The organism is Klebsiella sp. PL-2018 (assembly GCF_019048985.1).
GTDB lineage: Bacteria > Pseudomonadota > Gammaproteobacteria > Enterobacterales > Enterobacteriaceae > Klebsiella > Klebsiella michiganensis.
This window is the reverse complement of record NZ_CP077673.1, coordinates 1694949-1721270: the sequence shown is the minus strand read 5'-3', so window position 1 is coordinate 1721270 and position 26322 is coordinate 1694949. Positions and strand designations below refer to the sequence as shown.

The 26322-nt window shown below is 56.8% G+C and carries 23 protein-coding genes and 1 pseudogene; 12 read left to right on the top strand and 12 right to left on the bottom strand.

The window, feature by feature from the left end; genetic code table 11:
• The first annotated feature begins 5 nt into the window (after positions 1 to 5).
• From kdpB to kdpE, 4 genes are read left to right on the top strand one after another with little or no spacing between them, the layout of a single operon-like run.
• On the top strand, positions 6 to 2054 hold the full coding sequence (kdpB, locus tag MKleb_RS07950) for a potassium-transporting ATPase subunit KdpB (protein WP_004848888.1): 2049 nt from the start codon (positions 6 to 8) through the stop codon (positions 2052 to 2054).
• A 10-nt stretch (positions 2055 to 2064) separates the two neighbouring features.
• Complete coding sequence (kdpC, locus tag MKleb_RS07945) at positions 2065 to 2640, top strand: potassium-transporting ATPase subunit KdpC (protein WP_025106377.1); 576 nt, start codon at positions 2065 to 2067, stop codon at positions 2638 to 2640.
• A gap of 2 nt (positions 2641 to 2642) precedes the next feature.
• Positions 2643 to 5330 carry a two-component system sensor histidine kinase KdpD gene (kdpD, locus tag MKleb_RS07940; RefSeq protein ID WP_025106378.1) on the top strand — a complete coding sequence of 896 codons (2688 nt, stop codon included), beginning with the start codon at positions 2643 to 2645 and terminating at the stop codon, positions 5328 to 5330.
• A complete protein-coding gene (kdpE, locus tag MKleb_RS07935; RefSeq protein WP_025106379.1) occupies positions 5327 to 6004 on the top strand; it encodes a two-component system response regulator KdpE in 678 nt (225 codons plus the stop codon). The genes kdpD and kdpE overlap by 4 nt, the downstream gene beginning before the upstream one ends.
• Before the next feature lie 235 nt (positions 6005 to 6239).
• Here the strand turns inward: kdpE and araD are convergent, their stop codons facing one another.
• The 11 genes from araD to seqA all read right to left on the bottom strand — a co-directional run bounded on the left by araD (position 6240) and on the right by seqA (position 18067).
• Positions 6240 to 6935: an L-ribulose-5-phosphate 4-epimerase gene (gene araD / locus MKleb_RS07930; RefSeq protein WP_025106380.1), complete on the bottom strand. Its 696-nt coding sequence runs from the start codon at positions 6933 to 6935 to the stop codon at positions 6240 to 6242.
• On the bottom strand, positions 6925 to 7824 hold the full coding sequence (locus MKleb_RS07925) for an L-ribulose-5-phosphate 3-epimerase (protein ID WP_025106381.1): 900 nt from the start codon (positions 7822 to 7824) through the stop codon (positions 6925 to 6927). The genes araD and MKleb_RS07925 overlap by 11 nt, the downstream gene beginning before the upstream one ends.
• Positions 7821 to 9299, bottom strand: a complete 1479-nt coding sequence (locus tag MKleb_RS07920; RefSeq protein WP_004848873.1) for an FGGY-family carbohydrate kinase — start codon at positions 9297 to 9299, stop codon at positions 7821 to 7823. Before MKleb_RS07920 ends, MKleb_RS07925 begins: the two co-directional genes overlap by 4 nt.
• A 27-nt stretch (positions 9300 to 9326) precedes the next feature.
• Entirely contained in the window at positions 9327 to 10256 is a 930-nt protein-coding gene (locus MKleb_RS07915) for an ABC transporter permease (RefSeq protein WP_228740799.1), read from the bottom strand.
• Positions 10257 to 10323: 67 nt separating this feature from the next.
• Positions 10324 to 11808 (bottom strand): sugar ABC transporter ATP-binding protein, encoded by a 1485-nt coding sequence (locus MKleb_RS07910; RefSeq protein WP_025106382.1) that lies wholly within the window; start codon positions 11806 to 11808, stop codon positions 10324 to 10326.
• Between the two features lie 105 nt (positions 11809 to 11913).
• Positions 11914 to 12780, bottom strand: a complete 867-nt coding sequence (locus MKleb_RS07905) for an ABC transporter substrate-binding protein (protein ID WP_014228426.1) — start codon at positions 12778 to 12780, stop codon at positions 11914 to 11916.
• A 280-nt stretch (positions 12781 to 13060) separates the two neighbouring features.
• The gene (locus MKleb_RS07900) at positions 13061 to 14134 is read right to left on the bottom strand and encodes an erythritol/L-threitol dehydrogenase (protein WP_004848867.1); all 1074 of its coding nucleotides are present in this window, start codon (positions 14132 to 14134) and stop codon (positions 13061 to 13063) included.
• Positions 14135 to 14250: 116 nt separating this feature from the next.
• Positions 14251 to 15048 carry a DeoR/GlpR family DNA-binding transcription regulator gene (locus MKleb_RS07895; RefSeq protein ID WP_004848865.1) on the bottom strand — a complete coding sequence of 266 codons (798 nt, stop codon included), beginning with the start codon at positions 15046 to 15048 and terminating at the stop codon, positions 14251 to 14253.
• 322 nt (positions 15049 to 15370) lie between these two features.
• On the bottom strand, positions 15371 to 15790 hold the full coding sequence (locus MKleb_RS07890; RefSeq protein ID WP_217076564.1) for an arginine:ornithine antiporter: 420 nt from the start codon (positions 15788 to 15790) through the stop codon (positions 15371 to 15373).
• Between the two features lie 56 nt (positions 15791 to 15846).
• Positions 15847 to 17487, bottom strand: a complete 1641-nt coding sequence (pgm, locus tag MKleb_RS07885; RefSeq protein WP_014228422.1) for a phosphoglucomutase (alpha-D-glucose-1,6-bisphosphate-dependent) — start codon at positions 17485 to 17487, stop codon at positions 15847 to 15849.
• Between the two features lie 31 nt (positions 17488 to 17518).
• Positions 17519 to 18067 (bottom strand): replication initiation negative regulator SeqA, encoded by a 549-nt coding sequence (gene seqA, locus MKleb_RS07880; protein WP_025106385.1) that lies wholly within the window; start codon positions 18065 to 18067, stop codon positions 17519 to 17521.
• Between the two features lie 184 nt (positions 18068 to 18251).
• On the opposite strand from seqA, the gene ybfF reads away from it, so the two are divergent.
• The 8 genes and pseudogenes from ybfF (at position 18252) to MKleb_RS07840 (ending at position 25910) form a co-directional block, all read left to right on the top strand.
• On the top strand, positions 18252 to 19025 hold the full coding sequence (gene ybfF, locus MKleb_RS07875) for an esterase (protein WP_014837821.1): 774 nt from the start codon (positions 18252 to 18254) through the stop codon (positions 19023 to 19025).
• Positions 19026 to 19158: 133 nt separating this feature from the next.
• Positions 19159 to 19452 (top strand): LexA regulated protein, encoded by a 294-nt coding sequence (gene ybfE, locus MKleb_RS07870; protein WP_025106386.1) that lies wholly within the window; start codon positions 19159 to 19161, stop codon positions 19450 to 19452.
• Positions 19453 to 19601: 149 nt separating this feature from the next.
• Positions 19602 to 20132 carry a flavodoxin FldA gene (gene fldA / locus MKleb_RS07865; protein WP_004100234.1) on the top strand — a complete coding sequence of 177 codons (531 nt, stop codon included), beginning with the start codon at positions 19602 to 19604 and terminating at the stop codon, positions 20130 to 20132.
• Positions 20133 to 20423: 291 nt separating this feature from the next.
• Positions 20424 to 20876, top strand: coding sequence for a ferric iron uptake transcriptional regulator (fur, locus tag MKleb_RS07860; RefSeq protein ID WP_004130476.1), 453 nt, complete (start codon positions 20424 to 20426; stop codon positions 20874 to 20876).
• A gap of 129 nt (positions 20877 to 21005) precedes the next feature.
• The gene (tcuR, locus tag MKleb_RS07855) at positions 21006 to 21932 is read left to right on the top strand and encodes a tricarballylate utilization LysR family transcriptional regulator TcuR (RefSeq protein WP_025106387.1); all 927 of its coding nucleotides are present in this window, start codon (positions 21006 to 21008) and stop codon (positions 21930 to 21932) included.
• 97 nt (positions 21933 to 22029) lie between these two features.
• Complete coding sequence (gene tcuA / locus MKleb_RS07850) at positions 22030 to 23433, top strand: FAD-dependent tricarballylate dehydrogenase TcuA (protein ID WP_217076563.1); 1404 nt, start codon at positions 22030 to 22032, stop codon at positions 23431 to 23433.
• The gene (tcuB, locus tag MKleb_RS07845) at positions 23420 to 24559 is read left to right on the top strand and encodes a tricarballylate utilization 4Fe-4S protein TcuB (RefSeq protein WP_014837817.1); all 1140 of its coding nucleotides are present in this window, start codon (positions 23420 to 23422) and stop codon (positions 24557 to 24559) included. The genes tcuA and tcuB overlap by 14 nt, the downstream gene beginning before the upstream one ends.
• A gap of 54 nt (positions 24560 to 24613) precedes the next feature.
• Positions 24614 to 25910: pseudogene (locus MKleb_RS07840) on the top strand (MFS transporter).
• Positions 25911 to 25962: 52 nt separating this feature from the next.
• Here MKleb_RS07840 and chiQ read toward each other — a convergent pair.
• Entirely contained in the window at positions 25963 to 26295 is a 333-nt protein-coding gene (gene chiQ / locus MKleb_RS07835) for a ChiQ/YbfN family lipoprotein (RefSeq protein ID WP_004848843.1), read from the bottom strand.
• Between the last annotated feature and the right edge of the window lie 27 nt (positions 26296 to 26322).

Here is a 26322-nt window from a genome sequence, read left to right as displayed (position 1 = left end):
CTGTTATGAGTCGCAAATCATTAGCCCTGCTGGAGCCGACGCTGGTGCGTCAGGCCCTGCTGGACGCCGTGAAAAAACTGAGCCCTGCCGTACAGTGGCGTAACCCGGTGATGTTTATCGTCTGGATTGGCAGTCTGCTCACCACCCTGCTGGCTCTTGCCATGGCAAGCGGGCAGATCGCCGGCAGCGCCGGATTTACCGCCGCCGTTAGTCTCTGGCTGTGGTTCACCGTCCTGTTCGCCAACTTCGCCGAAGCGATGGCGGAAGGCCGCAGTAAAGCGCAGGCTAACAGCCTCAAAGGGGTCAAAAAGACCGCCTTTGCCCGTAAGCTGCGCGCGCCGCAGCACGATGCGCAAATTGACCACGTCCCCGCCGAAGAGCTGCGTAAAGGCGACGTGGTGCTGGTCGAAGCGGGGGATATCATTCCCTGCGATGGCGAAGTTATCGAAGGCGGCGCGTCGGTGGATGAGAGCGCCATTACAGGTGAATCCGCGCCGGTTATCCGCGAGTCCGGCGGCGACTTCGCCTCGGTGACCGGCGGGACGCGTATTCTCTCCGACTGGCTGGTGATCCGCTGCAGCGTCAACCCCGGCGAAACCTTCCTTGACCGGATGATCGCCATGGTTGAAGGCGCCCAGCGCCGCAAGACGCCGAACGAAATCGCGCTGACTATCCTGCTTATCGCCCTGACCCTGGTGTTCCTGCTGGCCACCGCCACCATCTGGCCTTTCTCCGCCTGGAGCGGTAACGCGGTCAGCGTCACGGTGCTGGTGGCGCTGCTGGTGTGCCTGATCCCCACCACTATCGGCGGCCTGCTGTCGGCCATCGGCGTCGCCGGGATGAGCCGCATGCTCGGCGCGAACGTGATTGCCACCAGCGGCCGCGCGGTTGAAGCGGCGGGCGACGTCGACGTCCTGCTGCTGGACAAAACCGGCACCATTACCCTCGGCAACCGCCAGGCTTCGGCATTCCTGCCTGCGCAGGGCGTGGAAGAGAAAACCCTTGCCGATGCCGCCCAGCTGTCGTCGCTGGCCGACGAAACGCCGGAAGGCCGCAGCATCGTGGTGCTGGCAAAACAGCGCTTTAATCTGCGCGAGCGCGATCTGCAATCGCTGCATGCCACCTTCGTGCCGTTTACCGCCCAGACCCGGATGAGCGGCATCAACATCGACCAGCGGATGATCCGCAAAGGTTCCGTGGATGCCATTCGCCGCCACGTTGAGGCCAACGGCGGCCACTTCCCGGCCGACGTCGATAAACAGGTTGAAGACGTGGCGCGACTTGGCGCCACGCCGCTGGTGGTCGCCGAAGGCGAACGCGTGTTGGGGATTATCTCGCTGAAAGATATCGTCAAAGGCGGCATCAAAGAGCGTTTTGCCCAGCTGCGTAAAATGGGGATTAAGACGGTGATGATCACCGGCGATAACCGCCTGACCGCCGCCGCTATTGCCGCGGAAGCAGGCGTGGACGACTTTCTCGCCGAAGCGACGCCGGAGGCCAAGCTGGCGTTGATCCGCCAGTATCAAGCGGAAGGACGGCTGGTGGCGATGACCGGCGACGGTACCAACGACGCCCCGGCGCTGGCGCAGGCCGACGTGGCGGTTGCGATGAACTCCGGTACCCAGGCGGCGAAAGAGGCGGGCAATATGGTGGATCTCGACTCTAACCCCACCAAACTGATCGAGGTCGTACATATCGGTAAACAGATGCTGATGACCCGCGGTTCGTTAACCACTTTCAGTATCGCCAACGACGTGGCGAAGTATTTCGCCATCATTCCGGCCGCCTTTGCCGCCGTCTATCCGCCGCTGGCGATGCTTAACGTGATGCATCTGCACTCGCCTTCTTCGGCGATCCTGAGCGCGGTGATTTTTAATGCGCTGATTATCATCTTCCTGATCCCGCTGGCGCTGAAGGGCGTGAGCTATAAGCCGCTGACGGCCTCGGCGATGCTGCGCCGCAACCTTTGGGTCTACGGCCTGGGCGGACTGCTGGTGCCCTTTATCGGTATCAAAGCGATCGACCTGTTATTGACCCTGACCGGGCTGCTGTGAGGAAAAAACCATGTCATTCATTCGTCCTGCTGTTGTGCTGTTTATTCTGTTAACGCTGCTCACCGGCGGCGTCTATCCGCTGTTAACCACCGCGCTGGGACAGTGGTGGTTCCCGCAGCAGGCCAACGGCTCGCTGGTGCGGATTGACGGCGAAGTGCGCGGTTCCCGCCTTATCGGGCAGAACTTTACCGCGCCGGGCTACTTCCAGGGCCGTCCTTCCGCGACGGCGGAGATGCCGGATAACCCGCTGGCGTCCGGCGGCAGCAACCTCGCCGCCAGCAATCCGGCGCTGGACAAAGCCATCAGCGAACGGGTGCAGACCCTGCGCGCCGCCAATCCGGACGCCAGCGCAACGGTTCCGGTGGAGCTGGTGACCGCCTCGGCGAGCGGACTGGATTACAGTCTGACGCCTGCCGCCGCTCTGTGGCAGGCGCCGCGCGTCGCCAAAGCGCGCCAGCTTAGCGTGGAGCAGGTCACGCAGTTGGTGAACGAGGCAACGCAAAAACCGTTGCTCAGTTTTCTCGGCCAACCTGTGGTAAATATACTGCAGCTGAATATGTCGCTGGATGCCCTGAAGGATAAGTAAAAATGAGTGACGAGCCGCTGCGTCCGGACCCTGACCGCCTGCTGCAACACGCCGCCGCCCCGCATCGCGGTAAGCTAAAGATATTTTTTGGCGCCTGCGCCGGGGTCGGTAAAACCTGGGCGATGCTGGCGGAAGCGCAGCGGCTGCGCGCCCAGGGTCTGGATATTCTGATTGGCGTGGCGGAAACCCACGGACGCAAAGAGACGGCCGCAATGCTTGAGGGGCTCAGTACCCTGCCCCAGCGCCGCCTTTCCCACCGCGGGCGCTACGTAAAGGAGTTTGACCTTGACGGCGCGCTGGCCCGTCGCCCGGCGCTGATTCTGGTCGATGAGCTGGCGCACAGCAACGCGCCCGGCTCGCGTCATCCTAAACGCTGGCAGGACGTCGAAGAGCTGCTGGAAGCCGGCATTGACGTATTTACCACCGTTAACGTCCAGCACCTCGAGAGCCTGAACGATGTCGTCAGCGGCATCACCGGCGTGCAGGTTCGCGAAACCGTCCCGGATCCGTTTTTCGACGCCGCCGACGATGTGGTGCTGGTGGACCTGCCCCCCGACGATCTGCGTCAGCGGCTCAATGAGGGAAAAGTCTATATCGGCGGCCAGGCCGAGCGGGCCATCGAGAACTTCTTTCGCAAGGGCAACCTCATCGCCCTGCGCGAGCTGGCGCTGCGCCGTACCGCCGATCGGGTCGATGAGCAGATGCGCGCCTGGCGCGACCGTCAGGGCCAGGAAAAGGTCTGGCATACCCGCGACGCCATTTTGCTGTGCATCGGCCATAACACCGGCAGCGAAAAGCTGGTCCGCGCCGCCGCCCGGCTGGCGGCCCGGCTGGGGAGCGTCTGGCATGCGGTGTATGTTGAAACCCCCTCTCTGCACCGCCTGCCGGAGGCGAAACGGCGGGCGATTCTCGCCGCGCTCAGGCTGGCGCAGGAGCTGGGCGCGGAAACCGCCACCCTCGCCGATCCTTCTGAAGAGAAGGCCGTTCTCCACTACGCCCGCGAACATAATCTCGGCAAGATAGTGATTGGCCGCCAGCAGAAAAGGCGCTGGTGGGATCGCAGCGGCTTCGCCGATCGCCTGGCCCGTCACGCGCCGGATCTCGACCTGGTGGTGATCGCGCTGGATGAGAAGGCCGCCTCCCTGCCGGCGCGCGCCAGCGATAGCCGGACGGCGATGGAAAAATGGCGTTTGCAGCTCCAGGGGTGCGTCGTCGCCATCGCCCTGTGCGCGGTTATTACCGTCGTCGCCATGCAGTGGCTGATGGCCTTTGAGGCCGCCAACCTGGTGATGCTGTACCTGCTCGGCGTGGTAATTATCGCCCTCCTGTACGGCCGCTGGCCATCGGTACTGGCGACGGTGATTAACGTGGTCAGCTTCGACCTGTTTTTTGTCGCGCCGCGCGGCACGCTGGCGGTTTCTGACGTGCAGTATCTGCTGACCTTTGGCGTGATGCTAACCGTCGGGCTGCTTATCGGCAACCTCACCGCCGGCGTACGCTACCAGGCGCGGGTGGCGCGCTACCGCGAACAGCGCACCCGGCATCTGTACGAAATGTCAAAAGCGCTGGCGGTGGGCCGCAGCCGTGAAGATATCGCCGCCACCAGCGAGCGGTTTATCGCCTCAACGTTTCAGGCGCGCAGCCAGCTGCTGCTGCCCGATGAAACATTAAGACTCACGCCGCTGACGCAGCCCGCGGCGGCAATCACCTGGGATGACGCGATTGCCCGCTGGAGCTTTGATAAAGGCCAACCCGCCGGTGCGGGCACCGATACGCTTCCCGGAGTGCCCTACCAGATCCTGCCGCTGAAAAGCGCCGCCCGCACCTGGGGGCTGCTGGTGGTGGAGCCGGCCAACCTGCGCCAGCTGATGATCCCCGAACAGCAGCGCCTGCTGGAAACCTTCACCCTGCTGGTCGCCAGCGCGCTGGAACGGCTGGCGCTCACCGCCAGCGAAGAGCAGGCCCGGCTGAACAGCGAACGGGAAAGCCTGCGCAACTCGCTGCTGGCGGCGCTGTCCCACGATCTACGGACTCCGCTTACGGTGCTGTTTGGCCAGGCGGAGATCCTGACGCTCGATCTCGCCAGCGAAGGATCGAAGCACGCGCCGCAGGCCAACGAGATACGCCAGCACGTGCTCAATACCACCCGCCTGGTGAATAATCTGCTGGATATGGCGCGGATCCAGTCCGGCGGCTTTAATTTGCATAAAGAGTGGCTAACCCTGGAAGAGGTCGTCGGCAGCGCGCTGCGTATGCTGGAGCCGGGGCTCGGCGGGCGGCATATTCAGCTTGCGCTGCCGGACCCGCTGCTGCTGGTTCACGTCGACGGTCCGCTTTTTGAGCGGGTACTGATTAATCTTCTGGAAAATGCGGTGAAATACGCGGGAGTACAGGCGCAAATCGGCATTACCGCGGACGTCGATCCGCACACTTTAGTGCTTGAGGTATGGGATAACGGACCGGGTATTCCCGCCGGGCAAGAACAGGCTATCTTTGATAAATTCGCTCGCGGCAATAAAGAGTCGGCGATCCCCGGCGTCGGGCTGGGGCTGGCCATTTGCCAGGCGATCGTTGAGGTGCACGGCGGGACCATTAGCGCCGCGACGCGCCCGCAGGGCGGCGCCTGCTTCCGTGTTACACTGCCGAGGGAAACGCCCCCTGAACTGGAAGAGTTAGCCGAGGAAATGTGATTAACGTTCTGATCGTTGAAGACGAAAATGCTATCCGCCGCTTTCTGCGCACCGCGCTGGAAGCCGACGGCATGCGCGTATTTGAAGCGGAGACCCTGCAGCGCGGGCTGATCGAAGCCGCGACCCGCAAGCCGGATTTAACCATTCTCGATCTTGGACTACCCGATGGTGACGGCAACGCGTTTATTCGCGAGGTTCGCCAGTGGAGCCAAATGCCGATTATCGTGCTGTCGGCGCGCACCGAGGAGCAGGACAAAATCGCCGCGCTTGACGCCGGTGCCGATGACTATCTCAGTAAACCCTTTGGTATTGGCGAGCTGCAGGCGCGGCTGAGGGTGGCGATGCGCCGCCATGCCGGCGCCCAGGCCGACGAACCGCGGGTGCGTTTTGCCGATATTGACGTTGATATCCCCGCCCGCCGCATCGTACGCGGCGATCAGGAGATCCACCTCACGCCGATTGAATTTCGCCTGCTGGCGGTACTGCTCAATAATCCCGGCAAGGTGCTGACCCAGCGGCAGCTGCTCAATCAGGTTTGGGGGCCGAATGCGGTGGAGCACAGCCACTATCTGCGCATTTATATGGGGCACCTGCGGCAAAAGCTGGAGGCCGATCCGGCGCGTCCGCAGCATTTGCTGACCGAAACGGGGATCGGCTATCGGTTTATGCCCTAGCCGTTGTCCCCGGCTCGCGCTTCGCTTAGCCGGGCTACAGTTCCGCCGTCGTCTGCCAGGCGGTAGCCCGGACAGGCGCGTCAAGCGCCGCCTCCGGGAAATGTGCCGGGCCTCATAAATCAACGCTGTTTCATCCCGGTGGCGCTGCGGTATGACCGGGCTACGTGTTCACCGTCGACTGCGGGCCGGTAGCCCGGATAAGGCGTTTACGCCGCAATCCGGGGAAGGCAGGCGATTATTGTCCGTAGTAGGCCCCTGCCCCGTGTTTACGCAAATAGTGTTTATCCAGCAGCGTCGCAGAGACCGGCTGTTCGTCAATGCTCAGCTGACGGGTCCACATATTCATATAGGCAATCTCCTCCAGCACCACCGCATTATGCACCGCGTTCGCCGGATCTTTTCCCCATGCAAACGGGCCGTGGCCGTGGACCAGCGCGGCGGGCACGCTGAGCGGATCGGTATGCTGCGCGCCCAGCGTTTCAATAATCACGTGACCGGTATTGGTTTCATAATCACCGCGGATTTCATCATCGCTGAGCGGGCGGGTACAGGGGATCGGCCCATAAAAATAGTCGGCGTGGGTGGTGCCCATCGCCAGCAGCGGCCTGCCCGACTGCGCCCAAATCGTCGCGTGGCGCGAATGGGTATGCACAATTCCGCCCACGCCGCTAAACGCCTTATACAGCTCCAGATGGGTCGGCGTATCCGACGAGGGCTTATAGCGCCCCTCCACCACCCTGCCGGTCGCCAGCTCCACCACCACCATATCCTCGGCCGTCATCACGGCGTATTCCACGCCGGAGGGTTTGATTACCACCAGCCCGGCCTCGCGATCGATACCGCTGACGTTGCCCCAGGTAAAGGTCACAAGATGAAATTTCGGCAGCGCCAGATTGGCGTCAAGAACCGCCTGCTTGAGGTTATCCAACATACTTCACTCCTGAATTCACAATGCCTTCATACTGAGGCGGGAGAAACGCCTGCTGGTATTTATCCGTTAGCCACGCTTTAGCGTCGGCGATTCTCTCGCTGTCCCGCCCGTCATTTTTGGCCCACATCTCAATCAGCCAGGCGCCGCGATAGTTCAGCGCCGAGAGCGTACGAAATATCTCGGTAAAATCGACGCAGCCGGTCCCGAATGGCACATCGCGGAACTGCCCCAGCGAAGCGTGCGAAACGGGCTGGGTATCCTTCAAATGAATGGCGGTGATTTTATGAATGCCCTTCCTCAACTCTTCGGGAACATCGTTTTGCCAGGCGCTTAAGTTGCCAACGTCCGGGTAGACGCAAAACCACGGGCTGCAAACCTTCCGTTCGAGATCCAGCCAGCGGGAGATATTGCTCATAAAGGCGGTATCCATAATCTCCATCGACAGCATCACCTGCGCTTTCGCCGCTTCAGCCACCGCCCAGTTGATGCCCTCGATAAAGTATTCCCGGGTCTGCGCCGAAGAGGATTCGTAATAGACGTCATAGCCTGCCAGCTGGATGTTGCGAATGCCGACGTGGCTGGCAAAATCCAGCGCATCAAGCATCAGTTCCCGCGCCTTAAGCCGGGTATCGCGATTGACGCTACCAAAAGGATGGCTGCGGTGCGCGGAGAGGCACATGCTCGGCACATCAATGCCGCTGTTAATTTTGTCGGCCACGAACGCCAGCCGCTGCCCCCGGTTCCAGCGCAGCCTGGCCTGGCGCTCGGGGCTTTCGTCAACGGAGATTTCAATAAAATCAAACGCCAGGCCCGCCGCCATTTCAAAGCGTTTCGGCCAGTCCAGCGCCGCGGGGAGCGCTTTTTCGTAGATGCCAAGTCTGGGTTTCATTGCGCCGCTCCCGTCGCCCTGGAGAGGCTTTGCGCGACCGCTAAGTAACGGGCGTAGCCTTCACGCAGCTGCTGATGCCGATTGCTGTCGGGTTGATAGCAGACCACCTCGGGCTGCGTGGCGGCAATCGCTTCGCTGAAGTTAGCGTAGGCGCCGCTGCCGGCCGCGGCGCACAGCGCGGCGGCTCGACAGCCGGCCTGTTCGATATCCACCACTTCCAGCGGAAGATTGGCCGCATCGGCGTACATCTGCGTCCAGCCTCTCGACTGGCTCGGCCCGCCGGTAAAGCGAATTTTTTGAATATCCCGATTGAGTTCAATAATGCGGTCCTGATGCACCAGGTGAGAAAAAACGATGCCGCGATAGATGGCCGCAATAATATCCTTTTTCGTATGATGCCCCGCGAGGCCCACTAGCGCGCCGGGCAGATCCATCGCCAGATTGGAACCGAACAAATAGGGTAAAAAAATGAGGTTACTGTCGGTATCTTGCGCAATCCAGCTTTCGAAATGGTCGTAGCAGCGGTCATCGTCAGGGAAAAACTGCTTCACAAACCAGGAGAGATTGCTCGCCGAAGTGGGGCTGCCCTCGTGAACGAAGTATTTGCCCGGAATGCAGTATTTCCCCCAGATGTAGGGAAAGTCGCTGGCAATAATGCTATCCGTCACCGAGGTGGCGATACTCCAGGTGCCGGCCACCGCGCTCAGGGTATCCGCCCGGTCAATCCCCGAGGAGACGGCGGAGGCTACCACGTCGAAAAAGCCGCCGAAAACCGGCGTCCCCGGGCACAAACCGCAATCCAGCGAGGCCTGCAGGGTAATGTGGCCCACGCAGTCCGTCGAGTTCACCACCGGCGCGGTTTTATCCGCCACTTCCTCAATGCCAAACAGCGCCATCATGTCGCGGTCATAGCGGGAGGTAAACTGGTTATAAAAATTGCTGCCGGAAATATTGGTGATCTCCGCCGTCGCCTCGCCGGTCAGGCGGAAACGAACGTAGTCGTGCACCATTAAAACGGCGTCGATCCTGTCGTAATTGGCCGGCTCATGCGCTTTCAGCCACGCCAGTAGCGACACCGGATGTCCGGTCCACAGCTGCTGCAATCCTTTTGGGTATGCCAGCTTGTCTATACCTTCGCGATACCATTTTTTGACAAACGCCAGCGCCCGGGTATCGGATGAGATAATCCCGTTGCGCACCGGCTCGCCTTTTTTGTCAATCGCGTAGAGCCCTTTGCCGTGCGAGGAGAAACCGATCCCGCCGATGCTTAGCGGCGGCACCTGGCTTTCATACAGCGCTTTTTTTATCACGCTGCAAACGGTGTCCCATAGCTCATGCATGTTCCGCTCGGTAAAGCCCGGCTGTTCGGATAATACCTGCGCATATTGCGACGCCACGTGAATCTCTTGCCCTAACTCATTATATATACCGGCTTTGGTGACCGTACCACCGATATCAACCCCGATAAAATTCATATCCCTTCGCCTCATATTTAAAATAAGTTAACGTCTGGCTGAGCTAATAAAGGTGGCGCCCCAAATAAAAAGCCCTTTCACCACGTACTGAACGTAAGGTGAGATCCCCAGAAGGTTTAAACCATTATTCAGTACGCCGAGCATCATGGCGCCAATCAGGGTGCCGATAATCATTCCGCGGCCGCCGGCAATGGATGCCCCGCCGAGCACCACGGCGGCAATGGCATCCAGTTCAAATCCGACGCCGGCATTCGGCTGGCCGCTCATCACCCGCGAGGTGAAAATAAGACCGGCAAAACTGGCGGTAAAACCGCTGATCACGTAAACCAGCAATTTATAATATTTCACCCGCAGACCGCTCAGGCGCGCCGCTTCTTCATTGCCGCCGAGGGAATAAACATAGCGACCAAACGGCATATGATTCAGGACGATATAAAAGATGAGATATAAAACCACCATCAGAATAATAGGCACCTGAATACCGAACAGATATTCACGGCCCCAAAAAGCGAATGAATCCGGTAAGCCGGAGATGGGGTAGCCGCCGGTATAGATCAGCGCCAACCCCTTCGCAATAATCATTGCCCCGAGGGTCACGATAATCGGCGGCATTTTACCGTAGGCGGTTAAAAAGCCGTTCAGCGCGCCAAAGGCGACGCCGGAGCACAGACCGATAAGAATGGCTAACCACGGATCTAAACCATAGTACTTCATTAATCCCGCCATCAGGGTACCGGCCAGGGCCATGACCGCGCCGACGGAGAGGTCGATCCCGCCGGTCAGGATGGCAAAGGTCATCCCGATGGCAATGATGGCATTAATCGAGACCTGACGGGCGACGGTCGATAAGTTATCGACCGTTAAAAAGTAGTCATTAAAAATAGCCATACAGGAGAACAGGAGTACCAGACCAACAAACGGCAGGAACGCGGGCATTTTTAATAAACCATGGAGCATCTTTTTATTTTTATCAGGAGATGCGGCGGGCGCTAATGACACGTTTTCATTACTCATTTAATACTCCCTAAATAATATTACCGGCAGCGTGCAGCATAATCACAGTGGAATTGATTTGGTCGTTCTCGAGTTCGGCAACGATATTACCGTCGCGAAAAACCATTACCCGGTCGCTAACGCCAATCACCTCTGGTAGCTCAGATGAAATCATAATTATTGAAATACCCTGGGCGGTGAGGTCGCGCATAATCTGATAGATTTCTGATTTCGCTCCGACATCAATACCGCGAGTCGGTTCGTCAAAAATAAGAATATTGACATCATGATTCAACCAACGGGAAATAACGACTTTCTGCTGGTTACCGCCGCTCAACGTCCCCACCGCGGTCCCGGCATCCGGCGTTTTCACGCCAACGTGATTAATTAAACGCTCGGCGGTCAGGCGCTCTTCGTTATCGCGGATAAGCGAGAACTGGCAGGCGTGTTTGTTAAGCCAGATATTATCTTTGACCGAAAAAGGCAGCACCAGTCCCTGCGTTTTGCGGCTTTCCGGCAACAGACCAATGCCCAAACGCAGAGCCCGGTCGGTGGATTTTATCGTCACCTCTTTTCCGGCCAGGCGGACGCGCTTTTTGAAGCATTTATCCGCGCCGGTCAGGGCCAGGATCGCTTCGGAACGCCCCGACCCCACCAGCCCGGCGAGGCCCAGGATCTCCCCTTTGCACAGCGTCAGTCGATTGAGCTGGCTACTCTCGGTAAGCTGAATTTCGGCCTCCAGCAGTATCTCATCATGCGCCAGCGTCCGCCGCTCGGGATAGATATTCTCCACCTCACGGCCGACCATCATCTGGATCATCTCGGCGATATCGATATTGTCGACCTTTGCCGACCCGATATATTTGCCGTCGCGGAGAATGCTCAGGCTGTCGCAGATCTCATATATCTCCTCAAGATGGTGTGAGATAAAGAACATCCCGACGCCTTTGGCCTTTAAATCGCGCATCACGCGGAAAAGATGCTCCGCCTCGCTCGGGGTTAAGGTCGCGGTGGGTTCATCCAGAATGAGAATTCGCGCATCCAGCGACAGCGCTTTGGCAATTTCCACAAACTGCTGTTCGGCGACGCTGAGATGGCAAATTTGCTCATCGGGATCGAGGGTCACGCCAAGATCTTTAAAAATGCGTAACGCCTCGCGGCGCATCGCTTTACGATCTAGCAGGCCAAAACGATTTACCTTTTCGCGATTAAGGAAAATATTCTCATAAGCGTTCAGATAGGGAATAAGAGAAAACTCCTGAAAGATAATCCCTACGCCGCAGGCAATCGCGTCACGATAGTTATGAAAATGCTGCTGCTTACCGTCAATAAAAATATTACCGGCGTCAGGTTGATATATCCCGCAAAGGATTTTCATTAACGTCGATTTACCCGCGCCGTTTTCACCTAATAAAGCATGCACCTCCCCTCGGCCAAGGGTGATATTGACATTATCCAGCGCCTTGACCCCGGGGAAGCTTTTACTGACGTTTTTGACTTCCAGTAAGCTGGGCATAAACATCGCTCCATAATGGCTCGATAAAATAGCGAGCCATACTTTAATAAGAATCCGGCACGGCTCACCTGAATAAGCGAGAGCCGCTGTAGCGTAATAATGCGATTACCAGTGGAAATCTTTGGCGTTGGTTTTATCGATAAGCTTCACATCAACAGGGATCTCTTTAGGAATATTCGCCCCCCAATGTTTGGCCAGGGCAATACCTAAACCAATACGCAGCTGATCGCGCGGGAACTGAGCGGCGGTGGCAATAAACGGCGTATTACCTTTAGCAATTTCAGCGACCGCTTCCGGAGAGCCATCAACGCTCACCAGCTTCACATCGCGCCCTGATGCCTGAATCGCCGCCAGAGCGCCGAGTGAGCCAACATCATTCACGCTAAAAATACCGTTGAGCGTCGGGTTGGATTGCAGCATATTTTCCGTCACGCTCATGGAGGTATCGCGCTCTTGTTTACCATTCAGTTTGGTAATCACTTTAATATTGGGATGCTTTTTCATCGCATCTTCAAAGCCGCGCACGCGCTCCAGAATAGGTACCACCGGAATCCCGTCGAGAATCGCTACGTTGCCTTTATCACCCAGCGCTTTGGCTAAGTGTTCTCCGGCAATAAAGCCCGCATCATAGTTTTTTGAGCCGACAAAAGAATCTATCGGGCCATTAGCCTGAGCATCTATCGCCACCACCACCACGCCGGCTTTTTTAGCGGCCAGCACGGCGGTTTCCGCACCGACGCTATCAGCCGGGTTAATCAGCAAAATATCTATTTTCTTTTGCAGCATATCCTCAACGTCGCTAATCTGCTTGGAAACATCATGCGCCGCATCCGCTGTATAGACGGTGGCGTTAATATCTTTTGCCGACTGCTCAAGCGACTCTTTCATGGTGACGAAATATTCGTTATTCAATTCCTGGAACGACATACCGATAGTCAAAGGTTTGGCATTAACGCAGGCAACCATGCTCATCGCAAGAAGTCCTGAGAGTATTGCTTTAGTCTTAAATTTTACAGGCATTCACTATCTCCTTATTGAGTAATGCGCTGAGAAATAAAATTTATTTATCAGCGTTTTCATGGTACGGATGCTGCCTGATATACTGAGCAATAAATACGCCGCTGGCAGATAGCCAGAAGCCACCGATATTGATCTCAGTTATCCCCATGATTGAAATCCAGTATTTAATGAACAGCCATCAGCGGTCATTTGCGTAATAATTAAAAATGGCGAACTTAACTAGTTAAAAAATTTATGGTTTAATGACGACCTTAATCGAATCGAGCGATTTAGCCATCTCAAAAGCGGCTTTCCACTCATCAATAGAATAGAAATGCGTCACCACGCCTTTGGCGGTCAGCAGACCGCGCGCAAAGAGATCGATGGCGATTTCATAGCTGTAAGGCCCCAGATGCGCGCCGCGAATATCCAGCTCTTTACGGTCGCCAATAATCGACCAGTCGGCGGTCGTTTCTTTACCAAACACGCTGAACTCAACGAAACGTCCCAGCTTACGAATCATCTCCAGACCCTGGGTCACGCCGATGGGGGCCCCCGTCGCTTCGATATACACATCGCAGCCGTAGCCATCGGTCATGGATTTTACGATAGCGATGGCGTCCTCTTGCGCCGCATTGATGACCACGTCGGCGCCAAACGCTTTCGCCAGCGCCAGGCGGTCGTCCATCGTGTCGATGACCACCAGTTTCTTCGGCGTTTTCAGATGAGCGACCTGCACCATACACAGCCCCAGCGGCCCGGCGCCGGCGATAACAACCACATCATCCAGTTCGATATCTCCGCGGCGTACCGTGTGGATTGCGCAGGCCATAGGTTCGATCAGCGCGGCATCTTCTTCGCTTAATGATTCAGGAATTTTGTGAATAATCGCCCGTTCGGAGAAACGCATATATTCAGCCATACCGCCATCGGCAACATCTTTCTGAAAGCCGTAAATGTCATGGGTTTCGCACATCCAGTATTTGCCGGTTTTACAGAAACGGCACTCATGGCAGGGGACAATCTGTTCAGCCAGGATGCGATCGCCAATTTTTAATTGATATTTTTCAGCGGAGCCCGGGCCTAATTCGGCAACCCGACCGTAAAACTCATGGCCGGGCACCACCGGCGTTTTCACCCACGGATTATCGCCCCAGAACATCGGCGCGCCGTCCTGGGCCTTGCAGTCGCCGGCGCAGATTCCACACCCGTCAACCTTAATGACCACTTCCTTTTCTTTGGCGACCGGGCGGGGAATTTTCTCAAAGCGATAATCCTGGGGACCATGGCAGACAACCGCTTTCATATCTTCAGGTAATTGTTCCATCGTAAACCTCTTTTTCGGATAAATAATGAAGAGGGATGGTATTGCTGGCGCAATACCCCTCCATCGGGCACAAGGGCTATTCAATAATAATGCCGGTAGAATATCTGGCAGAGCGGCTATTTAGTCTCGACAATATGTACCTGGTGCTGGCGATAGGTATCAGCTGGTAATTCGTTAGTGATCAACACATCAATATCCGCCAGATCGCATATTTTATAGAGTGAATAGCGTTCAAACTTACTGCTATCGACCATCAGGATTTTTTGATCGGCAACTTTCAGCATCTCCTGCTTCAGCCGGACGTTGACTTCATTGCTGTCTTTTATTTCCAGCCCGGCGTCGAGACCCTGGCAAGAAAAAAACAGCTTATTGACCTTAAAGTTGTTGATAATGAACTCGGCGACCGGACCGTGAAAATCACCGTGGCGCTCAGAATATTCACCCCCAACGCTGACTATTCTTATTTTCTTACGACAGGCTAAGGTTTGAATAATATTCAAAGAATTGGTAATCACGGTCAGCTCGATGTCAGGCAGCTGGCGCGCTAAAAACCAGCAGGAGCTGCTATTATCCATGATAATGCACTCATGCTCATGAATAAACTGCAGCGCGCCTTTAGCAATACGCATCTTACGTTCCGGCTGCTCTTTGGTGCGCTTAATAAAGGCCTCGGCTTTATCGACAAAGTTCCCGTGATTTGTCGGCGTATCGGCAGCTAAAAATGATGCGTTATTTTCAGAAATCATTGCACCGCCAAAGCTGCGAACTATTTTTTTATTTCTCGCCAGCGCGGTTAAATCCCGGCGAATGGTTTCTGGAGATACACCGAATATCTGTGAGAGCTCATTAACTCTGGCGCATCCTTTTTCTACGACATATTCCACAATTAATGAATGACGTTTAACTTGTAACATAGACGTTCTCAAGAAAGCATTCAGGATTTAATGACATAAATATAACAAAATCGTCCATATCAGTAAGTGACATAAATCATACAAAATCAAAACAAGTTTTTAGCTTTTTTTAGTTTGAAGCTGATCATATATATGAGGCAACTTTCATTTTGGATGGAATAAATTTGTGATTAAAATCGCAGAATTAGCCGTGATTGTTCGTTTGCTTTAGCCGTATATTCGCTAAAACGGGCAAACCCGGTCAAAGCAATAATACCCGTTTATGCCCGATTCAGTCAGCGTAATATCCGCCAAACCTGTGCCGTCTGGATAACACATAACGTCAAACCTTGCGGCATCGCCATAGTGTCACGACTTTTGCCGCCTCTGAGACCAGCAGCAGAGCAATAAAGAAGGCCGCGCTTTTCAACGCCACCGCCTGCGCCAGCCAGACCACCAGCGAAAGCGACGGGAGCATAAAGGCCAGACGCAGCGGCGTCTGCGCATAGGCCAGCCACGGCGCATAGCGGCTCTGGCGCCATAAGAGAATCATCGACGCGGGAATGCTGATAGTCAGAATAAAATGAAGGGTAAACAGCCAGGCGGCCGCGGAGCCCCAGGTTTGCAGCAGCGGTAAAAATGAGAGGATATCGTCGTAAAGCGGTACTCGCCGGTGGTAGATGTTCCAGCCAATAAACTGCAAGAGATAAAAGAGATCCATCCCACCCCAAAACCAAAAAACCTTCTTTCGTTCCAGATTCATCGCTATCCCTGCGAAAAAAACAGGCCCTGAAAAGGGCCTGTTTATCGTGCGGTCAATTACGCGTTTTTCAACACTTCGCTGACAATCTCTACCGCTTCTTTCTCAATCTGCTGACGATGTTCAGCGCCGAGGAAGCTTTCGCAGTAGATTTTATAGGCATCTTCGGTACCTGACGGACGCGCGGCGAACCAGCCGTTGTCGGTCATCACCTTCAGACCGCCAATCGCCGCCCCGTTGCCCGGCGCCGCGGTCAGACGCGCGGTAATCGGATCGCCTGCCAGGGTACTGGCGCTCACCATTTCCGGGGAGAGCTTAGACAGCGCCGCTTTCTGGGCAGACGTCGCGGAAGCCTGCAGACGGTTGTAGCTTGGCGCACCAAAGCGCTCTGCCAGCTCGTCGTAGTGCTGCTGCGGGTTTTTGCCGGTGACTGCGGTGATTTCCGCCGCCAGCAGGCACATGATGATGCCGTCTTTGTCGGTCGACCACGGCGTGCCGTCAAAGCGCAGGAACGACGCCCCCGCGCTCTCTTCGCCGCCGAAGCCGAAGCTGCCGTCAAACAGGCCGTCAACGAACCACTTAAAGCCAACCGGTACTTCCACCAGTTTGCGCCCCAGATCGTTGACTACGCGGTCAATCATCGCCGAGGAGACCAGGGTTTTACCGACAGCCACATCTTTGCCCCACTGCGGGCGATGCTGGAACAGGTAGTTAATCGCCACCGCCAGGTAGTGGTTCGGGTTCATTAACCCGGCCGGCGTGACGATACCGTGACGGTCGTAATCCGGGTCATTGGCGAAGGCCAGGTCAAACTTGTCGCGCAGCGCCAGCAGGCCCGCCATCGCGCACTCGGAGGAGCAGTCCATGCGGATTGCGCCGTCTTTATCGAGGTGCATAAAGCGGAAGGTCTGATCGACGTGGTCGTTAACGATGGTCAGGTTGAGATTGTAATGCTCAGCGATACGCTTCCAGTATTCGATACCGGAGCCGCCCAGCGGATCGACGCCCAGCGTCAGTCCGGCTTTCTGGATCGCCGCCATATCGACGATATCCGCCAGCCCTTCAATAAACGGCTGCACCAGATCCTGCTCTGTGACGTGGCCGGAGGCCAGCGCCGCATCAAGAGAAATACGCTTCACGCCCTGCAGACCGGCAGCCAGCAGTTCGTTGGCGCGATTCTCTACCACCTTAGTCACGTTGGTATCCGCCGGGCCGCCGTTAGGCGGGTTGTACTTGATACCACCGTCTTCCGGCGGGTTGTGGGACGGCGTGATAACAATACCGTCAGCCAGCGGGCCGCCCTTCTTGTTGTGCACCAGAATCGCATTGGAAATCGCCGGCGTCGGGGTGAAGCCGTTGTTTTCCTGAACGATGACGTCAACGCCGTTCGCCGCCAGCACTTCCAGTACGGAAATGAAAGCCGGTTCGGAGAGTGCGTGTGTGTCCTTACCAACATAGCATGGGCCGGTGATCCCGTTCTTCGCGCGATCTTCAGCAATTGCCTGAGCAATCGCCAGAATATGCTGCTCGTTGAAGTTGTGGCGCGCCGCGCTGCCGCGGTGACCGGAGGTGCCAAACTTCACTGCATGTTCCGCGTTGCCAACTTCCGGCTTCAGCACATAGTACTGGGCAGTCAGTTGGGCGACGTTAATCAAATCACTCTGTTGCGCAGGTTGACCCGCGCGCTTATCGATTGCCATTGCCTGATCCTTCTGGTGCAAAGTTAACTAACTAGATCGTACCGCAAACCTTTTCGATCAATTCCGCAGGGAACTGCATTGACTGCATGATATGTTCGATCATGCTGCATTTGCGACCGGTATTGGTATTTGTAATGACCCACCACGGCGTCCCCGGTACCTGCTTAGGTTTCGTCTGATTACCGTTTTTCTGCAGCGTGCGTTCATCCTCAGCGAAATAAACGCGGGTGCGCCCGTGCAGGGACTCGGTCGCCTCGGCAAACACTTTGCTGTCTAAGGCGTAGAGGGTGGTCAGAACCAGCATGAAACGGTTTACCGCGCGCTTTTGTTCGGCGTACTCATCAGATAACAGCAGCTCACGCATAGCGCGAACTTTATCTTTCAGAGGATTGGCGGGTTTCACTTCAACGACAGGCGTTGGCGCAGGGGCCGGAGCGGCTTTCGCTACCGGTGCGACAGGCTGGGAAACGGCGGAAAACTTCAACATGCGCCGTAAAATGTCGGATGCGCTCTCGCCAATATGCTTGGTGTGGCTGGCAATATAGCTATAGAGTTCATCATCAACTTCAATTGTTTTCATCTTAATCCAGTGCGATATCTTTTTCTGAATACAAGTTGTCGGGATTATAGGGACAAATCCCAACCGCGGATAGCGTCAAACCAGGATGGCGGTAAAACTCGGATATCTTCCGGGTCTTGCAGCCGGATGGCAGAATGTCCAACATAATACCCTAACCCGACGGAGCGAAAAAAAGAACTTTGCCATGAAATTAAATAGCCGAGCGCAATCTGCACAGAATCCGCACAATAATCCCCCTATCGTCCTGGTCCACGGCCTTTTTGGCAGCCTGGATAATCTTGGGATCCTCGCCCGCGATCTGGTTCTCGATCGCGATATTATCCAGGTCGACATGCGAAACCACGGCCTTTCGCCGCGCTCGCCTGACATGACCTATCCCGCGATGGCCCAGGATCTGCTTGATATTCTCAATGAATCACAGATTGAGAAAGCCACCTTTATTGGTCACTCAATGGGCGGTAAAGCGGTGATGGCGCTGAGCGCGCTGGCCCCGGAGCGCATCGCGGGCCTGGTCGCCATTGATATCGCCCCGGTGGATTATCACGTCCGCCGCCATGATGAAATCTTCGCCGCCATCAATGCCGTCACCGACGCGGGGGCCGCTACGCGTCAGCAGGCGGCGACGGTCATGCGCCAGCACCTTAACGAAGAGGGCGTGATTCAGTTTCTGTTAAAATCTTTCGTGGACGGCCAGTGGCGGTTTAACGTACCGGTGCTGTGGGAGCAGTACGATAATATCGTCGGCTGGCAAACCGTTCCGCCCTGGCCGCATCCGGCGCTGTTTATTCCGGGCGGCAACTCCCCCTACGTCACCGATGCCTACCGCGAGACTTTATTAGCTCAGTTTCCCCAGGCGCGCGCGCACGTTATCGCCGGCGCCGGGCACTGGGTGCATGCAGAAAAACCGGAGGCCGTTATCCGCGCGATCCGTCGTTATTTGACCTCTATCGCCGCGTAACTGCCTAAAATATACTCGACCGCGCGGCTTAATGCCCGCGGCCGTTGGCGCAGCCCGTCGCCTGATGTATTATGGCGCGCTGTCTGCATCGGCTATGCCCGATAGCTTGTTTCCCCCGAAGTCACTCTGAATCATGGCAAAAGAACAAACGGACCGTACGACATTAGATTTGTTCGCAACTGAGCGTCGGCCGGGTAGACCGAAAACGAATCCGCTTTCGCGCGATGAACAGCTGCGCATCAACAAACGCAATCAGCTTAAACGCGATAAGAGTCGCGGTCTGAAGCGCGTGGAGCTAAAGCTCAATGCCGATGCTGTCGATGCGCTTAATGAGCTGGCCGAAGCCCGTAACATGAACCGCAGCGATCTCATCGAAGAGATGCTGATGAACCAGCTGGCAGCCCTGCGCGACCAGGATAAAGCCTAAAACCCTCAAAAAATAAGCTTTCGTGTAGCAGAGTGTGCAGTTGGGCGTGATTGCTGTTTCCGCGCCCTTCTCAGTTCTGCTATCATTGCCCCTATCTGCGGGCATTACGCCACTACCACATCATTAAGTTTCAAGAGGTTATTTTACTCATGGCAATCATCGGCATCTTTTTTGGCAGCGACACCGGCAACACCGAAAATATTGCAAAAATGATCCAAAAGCAGCTTGGTAAAGACGTTGCTGATGTTCACGACATTGCCAAAAGCAGCAAAGAGGATCTGGAAGCTCACGATATCCTGCTGCTCGGCATTCCCACCTGGTACTACGGCGAAGCCCAGTGCGACTGGGACGATTTTTTCCCGACGCTGGAAGAGATCGATTTCAATGGCAAACTGGTGGCTCTGTTTGGCTGTGGCGATCAGGAGGACTATGCTGAATACTTCTGTGATGCACTGGGGACTATCCGCGATATCATCGAACCGCGCGGCGCAACTATCGTTGGCCATTGGCCGACCGCCGGCTACCATTTTGAAGCCTCTAAAGGCCTGGCCGATGACGATCACTTTGTTGGCCTGGCCATTGACGAAGACCGTCAGCCTGAGCTGACTAACGAACGCGTGGAAAAATGGGTAAAACAGATTTCTGAAGAACTGCACCTCGAAGAAATCAAGAATGCCTGAGTCTGAACGGCGTAATCATCAGGTTTCGCCGAATTGATAGATAAAAGCAATCAAAGTTATAGCTACAAGTTTTTAACTTTTAATCACATATCTGTACAATGTCCTCTGATTTAACGGGGTCGCGTGAAGCACTTTGTAGCGAGTGCCTCGTTTTTGACAGCATACAAGGCCCGATGCTTGCAGTTTTCATTTCACCATGGCAGTTCTATAATGAGACGCATTACATCGGGTGATTCTCTGTATTACTTCCGCTGAAGGAAGTAGATCGTTTAGCAACAGGACAGATTCCGCATGACTGACAACAATACCGCATTAAAGAAAGCTGGCCTGAAAGTGACGCTTCCGAGATTAAAAATCCTGGAAGTGCTGCAAGGACCGGATAACCATCATGTCAGTGCGGAAGACTTATACAAACGCCTGATTGATATGGGTGAAGAGATTGGCCTGGCCACCGTCTACCGCGTACTGAACCAGTTCGACGACGCCGGCATCGTCACCCGTCATAATTTCGAAGGCGGTAAATCCGTTTTTGAACTGACGCAGCAGCATCATCACGATCACCTGATTTGCCTCGACTGCGGCAAAGTGATCGAATTTAGCGATGATTCCATCGAAGCGCGCCAGCGTGAAATTGCCGCAAGGCACGGTATTCGCCTGACTAACCACAGCCTGTACCTGTACGGCCACTGCGCAGAAGGCGACTGCCGCGAAGATGAACATGCCCACGACGCGGCAGAGAAATAATCACCGCATCGTATACCGCCAAAAGCCAACCTGAAGGTTGGCTTTTTTTTGCCCGGAATCTGCCGCCTCTTTCTCTCGCGCTGCAATACGTTTACTGTCAGTGCATCCTGACGTGTACGGAGAGTCGACATGGAGCTTCGCCAGCTACGCTATTTTGTGCGCATTATTGAAACCGGCAGTATGGGCCGCGCCGCGCTTGACCTGGATATCGGCGTCTCCGCGCTTAGCCAACAGATGGCGCGCCTCGAGAACGAACTCGCCATTCGCCTGCTGCAGCGGACGTCTCGCGGCGTAATGCCGACCAGCGCCGGCCTCGCCTTCTACTCCCAGGCGCAGCTCGCGCTGCGTCACGCCGATGATGCGGTTCTCGCCGCGCGCGAGGCGCGCCTTTCCGGCCACGTCAGCGTCGGTATGGCCCCCAGCACCGCCTCCGTTCTCGGGGTGCCTTTTATTCACGCGATGCGCGAAAGCTATGCCGACGTCCGCCTGCATTTGGTCGAGAGCCTCTCCGGTAACCTTGAACGCATGATCAACACCCGCCAGCTTGACTTAGCTATCGTGTTCCAGAAGGAGAAGCTTGTGCGCTGGAGCGCCAGACCTATTCTCGAAGAGCGTCTGTTTCTGATTGGCACCCATGACGTGCTCTCTCCCCTTCCCGAAGCGAGCATCTCGCCTGGCCAGCTGGCCGCTATCCCGCTGATTATGCCAAGCCTGGGGCATGGACTGCGCGGCAGGCTGGAGGCGATCTGCCAGGAGCATGCCCTGAGCGTCGATGTGGTGGCTGAAATCGACGGCCTGGCCCTGCTGATGCGCGCCGTCCGCGACGGGCTCGGCGCCACTTTGCAGCCGGGGGCGGCAATTTCCCATCTCGACAGCGAGTCCCTGAGAGTGATCGGCGTCGACAATCCGATACTCAGTCGACCTAATTTTCTCGTCAGCCTTTCCGATGATGAGCTGACTCCGGCAGGCCTTGCGGCCCGCGTAATACTGGCGAAAGTCATGCGTCAGCTGGTTGAGTCGGGTCGCTGGCCCGGCGCCAGCCTTTACGCAAACTAAACCCCCCTTTAGCAATACGCCATAGCGTCCAGCCGGCCGTAACGCATACATTTCCATTACAAATTTAACAATCAAGCAAAGCGTAATGGAGCCATAAATGGTGGATGTACTGGTCATTGGCGGCGGCAATGCCGCGCTATGCGCCGCCTTAACCGCCCGGGAAGCTGGCGCGTCCGTACTGCTGCTGGAGGCCGCGCCGCGGGAATGGCGAGGCGGCAACTCTCAGCACACGCGGAATCTTCGCTGTATGCACGATGCTCCGCAGGATGTTTTGGTCGACAGCTATCCGGAAGAAGAGTACTGGCAGGACCTGCTGCGCGTCACCGAGGGCAACACCAACGAAGCGCTGGCGCGCCTGGTGATCCGCACCTCATCGCAGTGCCGGGACTGGATGCGCCAGCACGGGGTTAACTTTCAGCCGCCCCTCTCCGGCGCCCTGCACGTGGCCCGCACCAACGCCTTTTTTATGGGCGGCGGCAAAGCTCTTATAAATGCCTATTACCGCAGCGCGGAGCAGATGGGCGTAAAGATCCGCTACAACACGCCGGTACAGGCGCTCGAATTAGATAACGGCGAATTCATCGCCGCGCTGGCGGGCGAAGAGAGGATCGTCGCCAAAACCTGCGTCCTCGCCGCCGGCGGATTTGAATCTAACCGCGAGTGGCTGCGTGAAGCATGGGGACAGAACGAGCGCGGTGAATGGCCAGCCGATAACTTTCTCATCCGCGGCACCCGCTTCAATCAGGGCGTGCTGCTCAAGTTTATGATTGACGCCGGGGCTGACATTATTGGCGACCCCTCGCAATCCCACTGCGTCGCCATTGACGCCAGGGCGCCGCTCTACGATGGCGGCATCTGCACGCGCGTGGACTGCGTGTCGCTGGGGGTGGTCGTGAACCGCGACGCCGGGCGCTTTTATGATGAAGGGGAAGATTTCTGGCCCAAACGCTATGCCATCTGGGGCAGGCTGGTCGCCCACCAGCCGGGGCAAATCGGCTACTCGATCATCGACAGCAAAGCGATCGGCCACTTTATGCCGCCCGTTTTCCCCGGCGCCCGGGCCAATACCATTGAAGAGCTGGCTCGCCAGCTGGGGCTGGACGCGGAACGCCTGGCGCAAACCATCGCCCGCTACAATGCCGCCTGTACGCCGGGCCAGTTCGATCATACCCGGCTTGATAACTGCGCGACATCCGGCCTGACGCCGCCGAAAACCCACTGGGCGCGGCCCATCGATACCCCGCCCTACTACGGCTATGCCCTACGGCCGGGGATCACCTTTACCTACCTTGGGCTGTACGTTAATGAACGCGCCGCCGTCCATTTTGCGGGCAAGCCGAGCCGCAACCTGTTCGTCGCCGGCGAAATGATGGCCGGCAACGTGCTGGGCAAGGGGTATACCGCCGGCGTGGGCATGTCCATCGGTACGACGTTCGGACGCATTGCCGGCCAGCAGGCCGCCCGCTCGGCACAGCAGGAGACACACCATGAAATCGCTTGAAAAGCTGATCATTGACGCGCAAATCATCACCGAGTCGGAAGCGGAAGTTGAACGGGTGATGCAGGTCTGTAACGCCTGCCGCTATTGCGAAGGGTTTTGCGCCGTGTTTCCGGCCATGACCCAGCGCCTGGCTTTTGGCAAAGCGGATATAAACTACCTGGCCAACCTGTGCCATAACTGCGGCGCCTGCCTGCATGCCTGTCAGTACGCGCCGCCGCACGAGTTTGCCATTAATGTCCCGAAGGCGATGGCGGAAGTGCGCCTGGAGACCTATCAACACTATGCTCAGCCCGCGGCTTTCGGCAGCCTGTATCGTCGGGCCGGCGTAACCACGGTACTGGCGCTGGTCGGCGGGCTGATCCTCTTTCTGCTGCTGGCGATGGGGCTCAAAGGCTCCCTGCTTCATCCACCGCTGGCCGGCGATTTCTACCAGATTTTTCCCCATAACCTGCTGGCGTGGATGTTTGGCACGGTCTTCATACTGGCCATGGGGTTACTAATGGCCGGGGTGATCCGCTTCTGGCGCGAGATCTCGCCGGGTCAGCCTCAGGCCATCGACATCGCTAAAGCCTCGCATAATGCGCTCACGCTGAAGTATCTCGACGGCGGGCACGGTAAGGGCTGCAACGAGGCCGATGACGCGTTTACCCTGCTGCGCCGCCGTTTCCATCACTTTACCTTCTACGGGTTTCTGCTCTGTTTCGCCGCCACCGTGGTGGCCACGGGGTATCACTATATCGCCGGCTGGGAGGCCCCCTACCCGTTCTTCAGCGTACCGGTTGTGCTGGGCACGCTCGGCGGCATCGGCCTGCTGGTGGGCCCGGCGGGTTTGCTATGGCTGAACCTGCGCCGCTCGCCGCTGCACGGCGACCCGCGGCAAAAACCGATGGATCGCGGCTTTATTCTGCTGCTGCTGCTGACCAGCTTCACCGGCCTCGCCCTGCTGGCGGGACGAGACACCTCGTGGATGGGCATTCTGCTTGCCATTCACCTCGGCGTGGTGATGGCGCTGTTTTTGACCCTGCCATACGGAAAATTCGCCCACGGATTTTATCGCTGTGCGGCGTTACTCAAGTGGGCGATTGAGAAACGACGCGGAAAACAGGCGGCAGTCGCAGGCGACTAGTCCGCTCCTCTTACCTCTATAAAAACAAGATAAAGACAATGGAGAGCAACCCCTATGACGCAACCCTCATCGCGCGCCGGTACCTTTGGCGCCATTCTCCGCGTGACCAGCGGTAATTTTCTCGAACAATTCGACTTTTTTCTGTTTGGCTTTTACGCCACCTATATCGCCAGAACGTTCTTTCCGGCGGAGAGCGAGTTTGCGGCGTTAATGCTGACCTTCGCTGTGTTTGGTTCGGGCTTTCTGATGCGCCCCATCGGCGCGATAGTGCTGGGGGGCCTATATTGACAGGATCGGACGGCGTAAAGGGCTGATGGTGACGCTGGCAATTATGGGCTGCGGGACGCTGCTGATAGCGCTGGTTCCCGGCTATCAAACCATCGGCGTTCTCGCCCCCGTTCTGGTATTAGTGGGTCGCCTGCTGCAGGGATTCTCGGCGGGCGTCGAGCTCGGTGGCGTGTCGGTCTATCTGTCGGAAATCGCCACGCCGGGGAAAAAAGGGTTCTATACCAGCTGGCAATCCGCCAGCCAGCAGGTGGCTATCGTCGTCGCGGCGCTGATTGGCTACGCGCTGAATGAAACGCTCGGCCACGATGAGATTGCCGAATGGGGCTGGCGTATTCCCTTCTTTATTGGCTGTATGATTATTCCGCTGATTTTTGTGCTGCGGCGTTCGTTGCAGGAAACCGAAGCCTTTCTGCAGCGCAAGCATCGCCCTGACACGCGGGAGATCCTGAGCACGATTGCCAAAAACTGGCGCATCATCACGGCGGGGACCTTGCTGGTGGCGATGACCACCACCACCTTTTATTTTATTACCGTCTATACGCCGACCTACGGTAGAGCCGTTCTGCATCTGAGCGCCCGCGACAGTCTGCTGGTGACCATGCTGGTCGGCATCTCTAACTTTATCTGGTTACCGATTGGCGGGGCAATTTCTGACAGAATAGGCCGTCGGCCGGTGCTGATGGGCATAACCCTGCTGGCGCTGCTCACTACCTGGCCGGTCATGCACTGGCTCACCGCCGCGCCGGATTTCCCCCGCATGACGCTGGTCCTGCTCTGGTTCTCGTTCTTCTTTGGTATGTATAACGGCGCGATGGTGGCCGCTCTGACGGAAGTGATGCCGGTCTACGTCCGCACCGTGGGCTTTTCACTGGCCTTTAGCCTCGCCACCGCAATCTTCGGCGGCCTGACGCCGGCCATTTCCACCGCGCTGGTCGAGATAACGGGCGACAAAAGCTCGCCGGGCTGGTGGCTGATGTGCGCCGCGCTATGCGGCCTGGCCGCTACCGCGATGCTCTTCGTACGCCTGGGCCGCGGCTACCAGCCGGCAGAAATACCCCGCTAAAATAGCAACGGGCGGAGTTGACGCTCCGCCCGTTTGCTTGCCGCCGTCTGGCTTAACGCGGCGTATTGTTGCTGTGGATCTCTTTCCAGATCTGGTCGCAGCGCGCCTCTACAGCCTGATCGTTCCCGGTTTTGCGCGCCTGGATGCACTGCTGATAATCCAGCACCCGCACGCTTTCCTGGGTCGCGAACTGCTGATGCTGTTTCTCCTGCTTCAGCACGTTCAGTACGCTCTGACAGGCTTCAACTTTATCCGGATTGCCCTCTGCGGTATTAATGCAGGCGCTGTAGGCATCTTTTAACTTTGAGTCTTCCTTAGGCGCTGGCGACTGGGTACAGGCAACCAGACCTGCTGCCATAATGGCGACAAGTATTAACTTTTTCATCATGAACCTCGGGAAATTGCGGCGGGT